Here is a 13,827-nt window from a genome sequence, read left to right as displayed (position 1 = left end):
ATACATGCAAAAAAGAGTCGTAATAATTAATAAATACGGCGCACTTCATCCTTCTGCAACCGGACGTCCGGTTCGCAAACTGGCTGATTATTTATGGGATAACGGGATTGATGTGATCGTTCTTTCCATACGCGCTTCTTATAAAGGACAGGTCTCAGCGGTACATGAAACATTACCTTACCGAGCTATAGAACTGGCCGATTTTTACAGTGGAACGAATAAATGGCTTCGGTTGTTCGGTAATTTGACCGATGGTTTCCGGTTAATTTTCAGCTCTATGTTTTTACCCCGGCATCAGATGAAAATTGTTTTGACAGATCCGTCCCTGATTAATGCCTGGTCTGTTTTACTCCGTCCTTTTTATCGAAGTAAACTAGCCTTTTGGACGATGGATCTCTATCCGGAAGCATTTGCTTCAGCAGGATTGGTGGCTCGACAGAATCCCCTATATAGGATGGTCGAATCTTTTGTCTATCATCATGCTCCGGATTTCCTGATTGCGTTAGGCGAACAACAGTATCGGTATTTGTGCCGACAATATAAGCAATTTTCCATTCCTCATATCGTGTTACCGTGTGGGATATGTCAGACTGGGAAAACTTCAGAGCCTTATTGGAGGAAAGCAAATAAGGATAAAATTGTCTTCTGTTATGCAGGGAATATAGGAGAGGCACATAACGATGTATTCTTGCTGGAGCTTATCCGGCAACTGGATCCGGATAAGCATCTTATTTTGCTTCGTTTGTATGGAGCAAAAGTAGAACGGATATTGGATAATGCGGCCTTTTTGGGTGCGGTAGTCATACTCGATTATATAACTCCTGAAGAGATGCAATATGTTGATATTTGTGTGGCTTCTTTATTGCCGGCATGGAATCATGTCTGTGTGCCGTCTAAAGTGGTCAGCGCAATATGTACCGGAATACCGGTTTTGTATAATGCCAATGAAGAGTCGGAAGGGGCATGCATGTTTCCTGATGCAGTTTGGCTGATACCGGATTCCGTGCCCCTCGAAAAGTCTGTCTCTGATTTTTTGAATACGCTTTCTTCTGATAGAATTGTAAGAAAAAAAGAAGCAGCCCAAAGATATGCCCGGGAACTTGTGCAGGCAGAATGTGATAGTTATTCTAATTTATTGGAAATGATCGGATAAAATGGATACTGATTATCAAGTCGATTTATCCTTATACAGGAATAAATTGAGTATAAAGAATAAGATTGGTCGTTTAATTTGGAATATTGTGTATATACTGGCCTTTCGTCCTTTTTTCCTGACCTTGTTTAATCCCTGGAGGTTGTTTTTACTCCGGCTTTTTGGTGCCAGAGTACATCCGAAAGCACATGTGTATTCATCTGTTAAAATATGGGCTCCCTGGAATCTGGAAATAGGTGCCTATTCTTGCCTGGCTCCTTATGTGGATTGTTATAATACGGATTTAATTCAAATAGGAGACCATTCGACTATTTCTCAAAAAAGTTATTTATGTGCTTCATCCCATGATATTACTAATCGGTTTCATCCATTGATAACGGCTCCCATTGTGATTGAAGATCAGGTATGGATAGCAGCGGATGCATTTGTTGGAATGGGTATAAGAATTAAACAGGGAGCTGTTGTCGGAGCTCGGGCTTGCGTGTTTAAAGATGTTGACCCGTGGACTGTTGTAGGGGGAAATCCGGCAAAACCAATAAAAAAACGTATAATAAAATAACTAATTTATGTTGGATGTGTCGGTGATTATATTGACGTATAATGAGGAGATTCATATTCGTCGTTGTTTGGATAACATAAAAGATTTGGCTAGGGATATTTATATTATAGATTCTTTTTCAACGGATCGCACGTTGGATATTGTGAAAGAATATAAAGAATACAATGTCATGATCTTGCAAAATAAGTGGGAGAATAATTATGCGAAACAGTTTAACTGGGCATTGGAACATGCTCCGATCCGGACGGCATGGGTGCTTCGATTGGATGCGGATGAATATTTGTTACCGGCATTACAGGATGAACTGATAAAGAAGATCCCGTTTTTATTGGATAGTGTTTCCGGTATCGTTTTTAAGCGGCGACATTATTTCTTAGGAAAATGGATGAAGCGGGGAATATATCCAGTTTATTTGCTTCGTATGTTCCGTTATGGTAAAGCCGTTTGTGAACAAAGACTGATGGATGAACATATTCAGCTATTGGATGGAACATCTGTAAATTGTGAGGGAGATTTTGTTGATCATAATTTGAATAACCTTTCGTGGTTCTGTAACAAACATGTGAATTATGCCGTTCGTGAGGCTGCCGATTTATTGGATATTGAATTTGATTTATATGGAGTATCGCAATCGGACGATCAGAAAAAACTAACAGCTCAGGCTATAGAAAAAAGGAGGATAAAGCATCGTTATGTCCGTATGCCACTTTTCTGGCGTTCCTTTTTTTATTTCTGTTATCGTTATTTTTTCAAAGGTGGATTTCTAGAGGGAAAAGAAGGATTTCTATGGAATTTCCTGCAGGGATGGTGGTACAGGACATTGGTGGATGCCAAAGTGTTTGAAATAAAACGGGCTTGTGGAACGGATAAGGAGAAAATCAAAAGATATTTAAGTGAGGTTTATAACTGTCGACAGGTATAGAAATTGATTTTTATATAAGGTGCTGATTAAATTATAACGTATGATAAAAAATAAATTGACAGGGATTACGGATAATATGCCGACTTTTTCAATAGTCGTTCCTGTATATAACAGTGAGAGATTTCTGCATAAATGTATAGATAGTTTATTGGATCAGTCTTATCCAGACTTTGAATTAGTGTTGGTTGATGATGGATCTACTGATAGTAGCGGTAGAATATGTGATGAATATGCAGGGAAAGACTTACGAATAAAGGTTATCCATACTGTCAATCAGGGAGTATCAGTGGCAAGAAATTTAGGGTTATCCGTAGCCCGAGGAAAATATGTCAATTTCGTCGATTCTGATGATTGGGTATCACCGAGGTATTTGATACAATATGTTAATGCTCGTAAAGATTATGACTATGATTTGGTTTATGCTGAAATGGTCAGGGTTTCGGAAGAAGGAGAAGAGAACGTTATACCTTTAAAAGAGTTGTCTGCCAAAAAAACGGGAGATTTGTCAGAACCACTAGCTTATCTATTGGATTGTGGTGAATTCGGTTTTACTTGTAATAAATCATTTAAAAAGTACATTATCCAATCAAATGAAATTTCTTTTTGTAAAGATTTTCGGATGTTTGAAGATGCTATATTTACTTCCGTTTATTGTTTACATATTGACTCTATTAAACTGATTTCTTCTGCTATCTATTTTTATCGTTCAGTAGTAACATCGTTAGTAAGATCTGGAATGGATTACGAAACATATCACCAGGCAACTCATACGGGATGTAGGAATTTAGCTATGTTGGCAAAAAAATATCCGTCTGACTCTTTGCGTGAAACAGTTGGTCTCTTTTGCCAAAGGTGGGAACAATGGGCGATATTAATGATGTATCTACCAGGGCAAAATGTATCACGGTCAGATCGATTGAATGCTTTGAAAAAATTTCAATATCGTTATTTGTTACCCCGGCTAAATGCAGCAACAGAAAAGGGGCTTTATAAATTGGCTGTAATAGGGATGTGTTTAAAAAATGATAGGATTGTAGACCTTTATTTTCAATTGATAGGTTTTCTATATAAACTAAAGAAAAAGCTTTGAAATGAGTCAAATAATAGAATAGAAAGATAGATTTTATTTATAATGAATATGAAAAAAGAAATACAAATAGCAGACCGCCTTATCGGTCCTGACTATCCCCCTTTGGTCATAGCCGAGATGGGGATCAATCATGAAGGTTCGTTGGAAACTGCTTTCGAGATGGTGGATGCGGCTGCGCGTGCCGGAGTGGAAATATTGAAACATCAGACGCATATTGTAGATGATGAGATGTGTGAAGCCGCTAAAAAGGTAATACCGGGTAATGCGGATGTTTCGATTTATGAGATCATGAAGCGTTGTGCTTTGTCGGAAAAAGAAGAGATTGCGTTGAAAGAATACGTGGAGTCGAAAGGTATGATATTCCTAAGTACTCCTTTTTCTCGTGCTGCAGCGGACCGATTGATGAAGATGAATGTACAGGCTTTTAAAATCGGGTCGGGAGAGTGTAATAATTATCCGTTGCTGGAACATGTTGCGCAGGCGCATAAGCCGGTGATCCTGTCAACTGGAATGAATACGATAGCCAGTATCCGCAAAGCGGTGGATATTTTCAATCGTTATCGTGTACCGGTCGCTCTGCTTCATACTACAAACCTGTATCCTACACCGTTTAACCTGGTACGTTTGGGTGCAATGCAGGAAATGGCTGAAGCTTTTCCGAATTGTGTGTATGGATTATCGGATCATACGACAAATAATTTGGCTTGTTTGTCGGCTGTCGCTTTGGGTGCTTCAATTGTAGAGCGTCATTTTACCGACCGGATGGACCGGAAAGGACCGGATATCTGTTGTTCGATGGATGAACAGGCTGCGCGTGAACTGATAGAACAAAGCCGGATCATTCATTCAATGCGTGGTGGGCATAAAGGTCCTTTACCGGAAGAGCAGGTAACCATAGATTTTGCTTATGCTACCGTTGTCACGATTCGTCCGGTGAGAAAAGGGGAATGTTTTACAAAAGACAATATTTGGGTGAAACGTCCGGGAATGGATGGTATCCTGGCAGAGGCATATGATAGTCTGCTTGGGAAAAAAGCGTCAATGGATATAGAGAGTGATGTACAGTTATTATATGATATGATTGAGAAGTGAAGATGATGAAACGTGTGTTATTTGTAACCGGAACGCGTGCTGATTTCGGGAAGTTGAAATCGTTGATAAAGATTTTGGATGATCAACTGGATTTTGAAGTATCCCTGTTTGTAACAGGTATGCATATGCAGAGCTTGTATGGTGCTACCTACCGGGAAGTAGAACGTTGTGGCTGTAAGAATATTTTCAAGTTTCTGAATCTGACTTCAGAGTCGACTATGGATCTAACTTTGAGTAAGACGATCGATGGTCTGTCGACTTATTTGAAAGAGAACCCTGTCGACCTGATCGTGGTTCATGGCGATAGGGTGGAGGCACTTGCCGGAGCGATAACGGGAAGTCTGAACAATATTCTGGTGGCTCATATCGAAGGGGGAGAGTTGTCGGGAACGATCGATGAACTGATCCGCCATGCAATCAGCAAACTGAGCCATACTCATTTTGTAGCCAATGAGAGGGCAAAGAGTCGTTTAATGCAGATGGGAGAGTTGGAGCAGTCGATCTTTGTGATCGGTTCTCCGGATATGGATATTATGTTTTCAGACAGTTTACCCGGGATTGAGGAAGTAAAAAGATATTATGAAATTCCTTATGATAAGTATGGGATTCTGATGTATCATCCTGTAACGACGGAATATGACCGGATAGAATATCACGTGAAGCAGTTGGTGGATGCTTTACTGGCGGATACCCATAACTATATTGTGATCTATCCGAATAATGATTTGGGATCGCAGACCATATTGAAAGCTTATCGTCAGTTGAAAGGCAATTCGCGTTTCCGGCTAATACCTTCCATGCGTTTTGAGTATTTCCTTTCGTTGTTGAAAAATGCAGACTTAATAGTCGGTAATTCCAGTGCGGGTATACGTGAGGCTCCTGCTTATCAGATACCTTGTGTGAATATCGGCAGTCGTCAGGATAACCGGGCTTCTTCTCCTTTTATTCATAATTGTAAAGAGGAGTCCGGTATGATATTGAGAACGATATCCGGTGTTGCACCTTCAAAGAACAGAGCAGAATATACTTTTGGAAAGGGAAATAGTGCCGGATTGTTTTTAGATGTTTTGAGGACTTTTACTTTCTGGAATATTTCAAAGCAAAAGCAATTTAAAGATTTGAATATTGTCTGAAGTTTATTTAACAAACAGTTAAAAGAGCAGGGATATTAGGTTTGATACCAATATCCCTGTTTTTTATTTAATTAAATTCTGTTAGTGGTTGTGATTGACTGTTTTCTTCTGTTTCTTCTTCTTTATACCAGTTTATTTTCCGTGAGAAGAACATAATGACTCCAAGTATGATAAACAAACCGATACTTCCAATCAACAAGGCAACATCTTCCAGTTGCAGGATGATATAAAGGAAAATATATAATAAAGCCAGCATGCCTGTAAGTGCTCCGGTCTGCATCTTGTTTTTGAAGATGCTGTGTGCATAAGCAGTGATCAGTCCGATAGTCGCCAGGCTGGCAATCAGGTAGGCGATGCCGAAGTTGATTTGTTCGGAGATGGACAGGAGAAGGCTATAGAACAGGATCAGAGCCAGGCCGACGAGCAGATACTGGATCGGGTGGATACGTTTTTTTGTCAGTATTTCAACAAAGAAAAAGACGACGAAGGTCAGGGCAATGAACATGATGGCATATTTGGCGGAACGCATGTTTTGTTGGTAATGGTTTACCGGATCTACGAGGTTAACACCGAAAGAAGCATCGTCGAATGAATTTGCCTGTCCGTCGATCCACATTTCCGGGATACTACGGTTGAAGCTGAGGATACTCCAGTCAGCTTCGAATCCCTTTTCAGTGATGGTATGTTCCGGGGTGAAGTTGCCGATAAAGCCGGGTGATTTCCAGTTGCCCGTTATATGGACTTTGGTTGTTTTTCCCATCGGGATGAAATTGATGTTGCTGCTGCCGTTTAGTTTTAGTTTGCAATTGAAGGTGAGCGGCTGGCCGGTTTGAAGGATTTCGGGGCCATTCAGCGGGATAGCCAGCATTTTGCCTATCTGGGTATCCTGGTTGCCGGTAGTTTCGACTGGGTATTGTTTGTTATCCAGCCTGAAATCGATGTTGTCGGTTATTCCCCGGAGGTCGGAAACTCCGACAGCCAGATAAGCCTGATCCCAATGGATGGTGCTGTTTTCTATTTTGGGAAAACTTATTTTGTCGAAATTTCCGGTAATGTCTGTTTCACTTTTGTAAAGGATCGTTTTGTATATCCCGTAGTATCTTTCTTCGGGGAATAATTGTGTATTGATATTCAGAGCTCCGGGTGTGATAGTCAGGACATGTTCCTGGTAGTGTGTTTTATTGTTCGAATCGATATGCGTAGTCGTATAGGGGATGGAGAGGACTGGTCCGCAGAAGGTCTGGGCGTTGCTCCATTTGGCATTGATCTTTTCGATCGTTTCATTGCTTCTGTTTTGTCGTTCCCGGATCAGATCCTGAATCATTAATCCCGGTATGAGCAGAATGAGGGTCAGGAAGCCGATAACCATAGCCTTGAATGTGATAGACTGGTTGATTTTGCTTGCTTTCTTGATTGTTGTTTCCATAAGTTTAACCTGTTTATATGATTAAAAAGTACTTTGTATTTCAAAGTGAATGGGTAAAAAAATTATTTGATAAGTTCTTCCAATGCATCCAGGTGCTCCCGGAAACATTTTCTTCCTTCTTCGGTGATAGCATATTGGGTGTTGGGCTTCCGGCCGATGAACTGCTTGGTAGACTGGATATATCCGATCGTCTCCAATGCTTTCAAATGGCTTGCCAGGTTTCCGTCGGTCAACTCCATCAGCTGCTTCATGGTGTTGAAGTCAGCCGATTCGTTTACCGACAGGATAGACATGATACCCAGTCGAATCCGGCTTTCGAAAGCTTTATTTAATTTGGACAGTATGTTTTTCATGCTTTCTTCAAGTCATATTTGATGTACATAGCCGTTCCGTAAATGATATGGCAGACTCCGAATCCGATTGTCCAGAGCAGGAGGCTCCAGTCGGGAAACAAAGCGGCGATGATACCCAATACGACTTCTGTCAGGCCCAGGTAGTGGACTTCGTCGAGAGTATATTTGGATACATTGATCAAGGCAAGACCATAAAATATAAGTGTCATGGTGATTGCCATCTCCAGGTCGCCGCGCAACAGGAAAATAAGAGCAAAGATACCTCCGGTAACGAGGGGGACACCAAGGCTGTAAAGTGTTCTTTTTATCAGGCTTTTGGAGGGCATCAGGTTATTCTTTACAGATTTTCTCCAGGAGAAGTAGATTCCGAAACAAATAGAAAAGAGCAAGACGGCCGCAGCATCCGTGATCAGCAAAGTGATCTCGCGGAACATCGCTTCGTGTGTCGTATTGAAGTCGGCATTTGCCGGTTCTCTTAGAATATGAAAGTAGGCGAGTGCTGCCCCGATGATCGCTATAACTCCGGCCGATATACCGGACAAACCGCTTAACGAAAGGAACTTGGATGATCTTTCCATCATCTCGCGAATGGCTTTTATGTCTTCTACTTGTTTGTTCATATACTTACAATAAAAAGTACTTTGTGATGCAAAGTTAATGAGGATTCTGAAGATTCCAAATAAATGGAGAAGATTTTCTAAATATTATTACCTTTGCATTTATAGTACAATTAAAGTCATACAATAAAGAATGCATACAAAAATAAGCCATGTTCATATAAATAACTTTAAGTCGATCAAAGACGTTACTTTGAATGATTGTAGAAGGATTAACCTGTTTATCGGCAAACCGAATGTAGGTAAAAGTAATTTATTGGAGGCAATGTCCTTATTTTGTCTTCCTTATTTGAAGTTTGCAAAGAAAAGGAGCATTCAGCAGTTTATTCGTGTTGAAAGCGATGCTGAACTTTTTTTTGATGGTCATATAGAGAAACCTATACGGATAGAGACGGATGTTGTAAATGCTGAGGTGCGTTTAGACAATATGGGACTTTCATTTCTTTTGGGGTATAAAGATCATACTGATGCGGAATTTTCTTTATCTTTTTCCAATATGCTCTTGTCTGGGAAAAAGAATATTGAGATTCCGGCAGCAAACCCGTTCAAGAGTTATTTTTATCCAATTTCCTTTGAAAAGGAAAAATTACCGTTAAATTATCTTTTACCTCCGAATGGAAGTAATTTAATGAATATAGTAACTTTGTTGCCAGAATTAAGGAGGGAGTTGTCTGCAATATTCAAAGAGTATGGTTTGAAGTATGTATTCGATACGAATAGTCAGGAAATTAAAGTTCTTAAAGAAAAGAATCCGGGAGAGATTTTTTTGATTCCGTTTCATTCTATTGCTGATTCTTTGCAACGTATGATTTTTTATAAAGCGGCTATTGAAAGTAATGATAATACAGTTCTGATTTTCGAAGAACCTGAGGCACATTCTTACCCTCCATTCATATCAAAAGTAACACAAAGCATTATAGATTCGGAAAATAATCAGTTTTTTATTACTACCCATAGTCCTTATGTTGTAAATGATTTTCTGGAATTGCCGGGGAATGATTTGGCTATTTACTTAGTTGATTTCAAAAATGGAGAAACGATCGTGAAGAGGGCGGCTGAGAGTGAGTTGCAGGAAATGTATGAATTTGGGGCTGACTTATTTTTTAATACGGAAACTTTTTTAAAATAATGGCAGAACTTTACATAATTCCGGAATGTTACGTTGACACTAATTTGCTTGAGACATTAGTTCCTACGGCAAAAGGTTATAATCACCAGAAAGGTTGTAATAACGTTGCTAAAGTCATGAAGGAGAAGTTTACTGATGAGTTTGCCGTTGGAGTTGTCGATAAAGATAAAAGACAAATTCGTTATGTGGATGAATTTGAAGAGGTGGCTCATACCGACTCCCTGTTTTTTTATAAACATCCTAATAAGGCTCATTATCTGGTGATGATTTCACCGGCAGTAGATGGGTTTATTCTTAAATGTGCAGAAGAAATGGAGACTGATATGGAACAGTTTGGTTTTTCATCCGATCTGAAGTCTTTTACAGAGCAAACAAAAAAGGTGTCCAGCAAGGAAGATGCAACATTTAGAAATTTGTTTCAGGAACTCAAAAAAGCGGATGAAGTGGTTGTCCTAAAGAAAGTATTGAAATATTTGAAAGAAAATAAATATCAATCAGATCCGGAAAGGCTTAAAGTTATTATAGAAGGGAAATGATATTTTTGTTAATGGTTTGAAAATAAAACGAGCAAACATGGAAAATAAAACGATATTACCGGCTGAATGGTATCCGCAAAGTGCGGTTCAATTGACCTGGCCGCATGAAGGGACGGATTGGGCGCCGATACTCGACGAGGTGGTACCTTGTTTTGTGGAGATTGCCAAAGAGGTGATCAAGCGGGAGAAGTTATTGATTGTTTGTCCGGATGAATCGGCGGTACGCTCTCAGTTGGGAGATGTGGATTATAGCCGTATTATTTTCCGCGAGATGGAGACAAACGACACCTGGGCACGCGACCACGGAGGTATTTCCGTCTTCGAGGAAGGTACTCCGGTTGTATACGATTTTGTATTCAACGGTTGGGGTATGAAATATGCCGCCAATCATGATAATCTGATCACGCGGAAGTTGTTCCATAGTAAAACTTTTGCAGAGGAGGTAATCCCTGTCAATATGCAACCGTTCGTGTTGGAAGGCGGTAGTATCGAGTCGGATGGCAAGGGTACTTTGCTGACTACGGTCGAATGTCTTTCTTCCGTGAACAGGAATGAATATCTTCAACAGGAAGAACTGGAAAATTATCTGAAACAGGTATTCGGCCTGAACCGTATTCTGTGGATAGAGAGCGGTTATCTGGCCGGTGACGATACCGATAGCCATGTCGATACATTGGCCCGTTTCTGTAGTGAAGATACGATCGCTTATGTACAATGTACGGATGAAGAAGATGAGCATTATGCCGAATTGCAGGAGATGGAGGAAGAGCTGAAAGAGTTTACGCAGGAGAATGGCGAACCCTACCGGTTGATCGCTTTACCTATGGCAGATAAAGTGGAATGGGAGGGTGAACGTTTGCCGGCTACCTATGCAAATTTCTTGATTATAAACGGGGCGGTATTGGTTCCTTTCTATAATTCACCGAAAGATGAGGTTGCGAAAGTGGCTTTGCAGACGGCGTTCCCGGACAGAGAGATTGTAGGTATTAATTGTTTACCGTTAATTAAACAACATGGTTCATTGCATTGCGTGACGATGCAGTATCCGAAAGAGTTCGTTAATTGAAAATTGAAAATTAAATGAAAGTAGGATTAATCCAACAGGCGAACACCTGTGACCGGTTAGATAATATAAAGAAACTGAAAAATAATATCCGTCTTTGTGCCGAAGAGGGAGCGGAGTTGGTTGTGTTGCAGGAATTGCATAACGGCCTGTATTTCTGCCAGACGGAGGACACACAGGTTTTCGACCAGGCGGAAACAATTCCGGGACCCTCTACGGAAGAGTTCGGTGCGTTGGCGAAAGAGCTGGGGATCGTACTGGTACTTTCCCTCTTTGAGAAACGTGCTCCGGGATTGTATCACAATACGGCGGTCGTATTGGAGAAAGACGGAACAATTGCCGGAAAATACCGGAAGATGCATATACCGGATGATCCGGCTTATTACGAGAAATTTTATTTCACTCCCGGTGACCTGGGATTCGAACCTATCGAAACGTCGGTTGGAAAACTCGGAGTATTGGTTTGTTGGGATCAATGGTATCCGGAAGCAGCCCGCCTGATGGCGATGAAAGGAGCCGAATTGTTGATCTATCCGACGGCTATTGGTTGGGAGAGCAGCGATACGGATGAAGAAAAGAAACGCCAGTTAGGAGCCTGGGTTACGATACAACGCGGACATGCCGTAGCAAATGGCCTTCCGGTGATTAGCGTAAACCGCACGGGACATGAGACAGATCCTTCGGGACAGACAAACGGTATCCAGTTTTGGGGGAATAGCTTTGTGGCCGGTCCGCAGGGAGAGCTTTTGGCGGAGTTGCCGAACAATCATGAGGAAGTGCGCGTTGTAGAGATCGACAAAGCACGGAGTGAGAATGTGCGCCGTTGGTGGCCGTTCTTCCGTGACCGCCGTATCGATGCTTTCGACGGATTGACTGAGCGATTTTTGATATGATATGAAATTTTGTAATAAAGAAGAAGCCGTCCGGAAGATGAATCGATTGGGATTATCCGGACGGCCTTTTATATTTGTCGTCGATTATAAGCAGGAACAGGTCTGGGTGGCAGAGCCGGATGCGGTTGATCCGGAGGAGGTGTTGTATAACCTGAATGGTTTTACCAATGTAATCGGCAATGGAATGCAATTTCCGGAGAAACAGATCGGCTGGGAGACACGACCAGTCTCTTTTGAAACCTATTCCCGGTCTTTTCAAACGGTGTCCGATCATATCCATGCCGGAAATTCTTACCTTGTCAATCTGACTTGCGCGACTCCGGTACGGACCAACCTGACACTGAAAGAGGTCTTTTCTTTTTCAAGAGCCCCTTACAGATTATGGTTGAAAGATCGTTTTGTCGTTTTCTCTCCCGAAATATTCGTGCGCGTAGAGGACGGCTTTATTTATTCGTATCCGATGAAAGGGACGATCGATGCCTCTTTGCCGGATGCCCGCGAGCGGATTTTGGCAGATAAAAAAGAAGAAGCCGAGCATGCGACGATTGTCGATCTGATCCGCAACGACTTGAGCCAGGTAGCTTCAGAGGTGACGGTGTCACGATACCGATATATCGACGAGCTACAGACCAATAAAGGCCGCTTATTACAGGTTAGCTCGGAGATCAGAGGAAAATTGCCGGATAACTGGAATGGTAATTTAGGAACTATGTTGTTCAGCCTCTTACCAGCCGGTTCTATAACCGGTGCGCCGAAGAAAAAGACGATGGAGATTATCGCGGAAGCTGAAACCTACCAGCGGGGATTCTATACCGGGGTAATGGGATATTTCGACGGCAATCGTCTGGATAGTGCCGTTATGATCCGTTTCTTGGAGCAGGCCGGCGACCAGTTGTTGTTTAAAAGCGGTGGCGGCATAACCTCCCAAAGTGATTTACAAAGTGAATATAATGAAATGAAACAAAAAGTATATGTGCCCATTTATTGAAACAATCCGAATAGAGAATGGGAAGGCAGTTAATCTGGGCTTCCATAATTACCGCTTCAACCGGACGCGGCGAGATATCTTTGAATGTAATTTACCCGTGAATCTGGCTGATTTTATCCAGCCGGGAGAATATACCGAACGGACCCGGTGCCGGGTGGAATACCAGGAAGAGGTAGAGAAAGTAGAGTATCTTCCGTATACCCTTCGTCCGGTAAATAGTCTGAAACTGGTCACCTCCGACGGGTTGGATTATACCTATAAAAGTACGGATCGTCAGAAGCTGGATGAACTGTTCGGACAAAGAGGAGAGGCAGACGATATCCTGATCGTGCGCGACGGCTTTCTGACGGATACCTCGATTGCCAATATAGCCTTATGGAATGGAAGTCAATGGGAGACACCCGAAATCCCTTTGTTGGAAGGAACGATGCGGGCGTCTCTATTGGGGAAAGAAATGATTGTTCCGTCTGCTATTCGTCCACAGGATCTGTCTCGTTATTCACTGATCCGTTTGTTCAATGCGATGATCGGGTTCGGTGAGATCGAATTTCCCGTGGCGAATATCCGTTAGATTATACGTTTGTCAATACGTGTTGCGGATTAAATATATCAGGTTCGGCTATTTGAGGATGTAATAAATGGTATTACTGATCCGGGCCTGATATACTTTATTCTCATGCATAAGAGAGCATAGAGCCAGACAAAGCTCGGTGTCCTGAAAATTTGTCGCTCTTTGTAATTCAGCAAATGTACTTCTTCCAACCTGGCACAAAGTCTCATACAATTGGGATATGCTTTGAGACAACTTTAAACTTAGTGTATTCATAAGCTGTTTATTTATAAGTTAATACTATAGTTGATCGGGTAGTAGGG

The 13,827-nt window shown here is 41.5% G+C and carries 16 protein-coding genes; 12 read left to right on the top strand and 4 right to left on the bottom strand.

The window, feature by feature from the left end:
- Positions 1-4: 4 nt before the first annotated feature.
- From DXD68_RS16555 to neuC, 6 genes are read left to right on the top strand one after another with little or no spacing between them, the layout of a single operon-like run.
- Positions 5-1,153 (top strand): hypothetical protein, encoded by a 1,149-nt coding sequence (locus DXD68_RS16555; RefSeq protein ID WP_122362629.1) that lies wholly within the window; start codon positions 5-7, stop codon positions 1,151-1,153.
- Position 1,154: 1 nt separating this feature from the next.
- Positions 1,155-1,712, top strand: a complete 558-nt coding sequence (locus DXD68_RS16550; protein ID WP_122362628.1) for a putative colanic acid biosynthesis acetyltransferase — start codon at positions 1,155-1,157, stop codon at positions 1,710-1,712.
- A 7-nt stretch (positions 1,713-1,719) separates the two neighbouring features.
- Positions 1,720-2,634 carry a glycosyltransferase family 2 protein gene (locus DXD68_RS16545; protein ID WP_122362627.1) on the top strand — a complete coding sequence of 305 codons (915 nt, stop codon included), beginning with the start codon at positions 1,720-1,722 and terminating at the stop codon, positions 2,632-2,634.
- A gap of 40 nt (positions 2,635-2,674) precedes the next feature.
- Entirely contained in the window at positions 2,675-3,724 is a 1,050-nt protein-coding gene (locus tag DXD68_RS16540; RefSeq protein ID WP_233577197.1) for a glycosyltransferase family 2 protein, read from the top strand.
- A 48-nt stretch (positions 3,725-3,772) separates the two neighbouring features.
- Complete coding sequence (locus DXD68_RS16535) at positions 3,773-4,816, top strand: N-acetylneuraminate synthase family protein (RefSeq protein ID WP_122362714.1); 1,044 nt, start codon at positions 3,773-3,775, stop codon at positions 4,814-4,816.
- Positions 4,817-4,821: 5 nt separating this feature from the next.
- Positions 4,822-5,949: a UDP-N-acetylglucosamine 2-epimerase gene (gene neuC, locus DXD68_RS16530; RefSeq protein WP_199715712.1), complete on the top strand. Its 1,128-nt coding sequence runs from the start codon at positions 4,822-4,824 to the stop codon at positions 5,947-5,949.
- 67 nt (positions 5,950-6,016) lie between these two features.
- On the opposite strand, the gene creD is transcribed toward neuC, so the two are convergent.
- From creD to DXD68_RS16515, 3 genes are all read right to left on the bottom strand, one after another.
- Complete coding sequence (creD, locus tag DXD68_RS16525; RefSeq protein WP_122362625.1) at positions 6,017-7,375, bottom strand: cell envelope integrity protein CreD; 1,359 nt, start codon at positions 7,373-7,375, stop codon at positions 6,017-6,019.
- Positions 7,376-7,437: 62 nt separating this feature from the next.
- Complete coding sequence (locus DXD68_RS16520) at positions 7,438-7,728, bottom strand: winged helix-turn-helix domain-containing protein (RefSeq protein WP_122362624.1); 291 nt, start codon at positions 7,726-7,728, stop codon at positions 7,438-7,440.
- The gene (locus DXD68_RS16515; RefSeq protein WP_233577196.1) at positions 7,725-8,348 is read right to left on the bottom strand and encodes a hypothetical protein; all 624 of its coding nucleotides are present in this window, start codon (positions 8,346-8,348) and stop codon (positions 7,725-7,727) included. The genes DXD68_RS16520 and DXD68_RS16515 overlap by 4 nt, the downstream gene beginning before the upstream one ends.
- Before the next feature lie 130 nt (positions 8,349-8,478).
- Between DXD68_RS16515 and DXD68_RS16510 the strand changes: the two genes are divergently transcribed.
- Genes DXD68_RS16510 through DXD68_RS16485 form a run of 6 tightly spaced genes read left to right on the top strand, consistent with a single transcriptional unit; the run spans position 8,479 to position 13,525 of the window.
- The gene (locus DXD68_RS16510; RefSeq protein ID WP_122362622.1) at positions 8,479-9,474 is read left to right on the top strand and encodes an AAA family ATPase; all 996 of its coding nucleotides are present in this window, start codon (positions 8,479-8,481) and stop codon (positions 9,472-9,474) included.
- Positions 9,474-10,010: a hypothetical protein gene (locus DXD68_RS16505; protein ID WP_122362621.1), complete on the top strand. Its 537-nt coding sequence runs from the start codon at positions 9,474-9,476 to the stop codon at positions 10,008-10,010. Before DXD68_RS16510 ends, DXD68_RS16505 begins: the two co-directional genes overlap by 1 nt.
- A 37-nt stretch (positions 10,011-10,047) precedes the next feature.
- On the top strand, positions 10,048-11,076 hold the full coding sequence (locus DXD68_RS16500; protein WP_122362620.1) for an agmatine deiminase family protein: 1,029 nt from the start codon (positions 10,048-10,050) through the stop codon (positions 11,074-11,076).
- 14 nt (positions 11,077-11,090) lie between these two features.
- Positions 11,091-11,966: a carbon-nitrogen hydrolase gene (locus DXD68_RS16495; RefSeq protein ID WP_122362619.1), complete on the top strand. Its 876-nt coding sequence runs from the start codon at positions 11,091-11,093 to the stop codon at positions 11,964-11,966.
- A gap of 1 nt (position 11,967) precedes the next feature.
- Positions 11,968-12,954 (top strand): aminodeoxychorismate synthase component I, encoded by a 987-nt coding sequence (locus DXD68_RS16490; protein WP_122362618.1) that lies wholly within the window; start codon positions 11,968-11,970, stop codon positions 12,952-12,954.
- Positions 12,938-13,525 (top strand): aminotransferase class IV family protein, encoded by a 588-nt coding sequence (locus DXD68_RS16485; protein ID WP_122362617.1) that lies wholly within the window; start codon positions 12,938-12,940, stop codon positions 13,523-13,525. Before DXD68_RS16490 ends, DXD68_RS16485 begins: the two co-directional genes overlap by 17 nt.
- Positions 13,526-13,573: 48 nt before the next feature.
- Here DXD68_RS16485 and DXD68_RS16480 read toward each other — a convergent pair whose 3' ends face one another.
- Positions 13,574-13,780 (bottom strand): winged helix-turn-helix domain-containing protein, encoded by a 207-nt coding sequence (locus DXD68_RS16480; protein ID WP_122362616.1) that lies wholly within the window; start codon positions 13,778-13,780, stop codon positions 13,574-13,576.
- Positions 13,781-13,827: the final 47 nt, after the last annotated feature.

Origin of the sequence: Parabacteroides sp. TM07-1AC (assembly GCF_003480915.1) — a bacterium.
Lineage (GTDB): Bacteria > Bacteroidota > Bacteroidia > Bacteroidales > Tannerellaceae > Parabacteroides > Parabacteroides chongii.
Note: the sequence above shows the minus strand (reverse complement) of the source record. Positions and strands in the feature narration are given on the sequence as shown.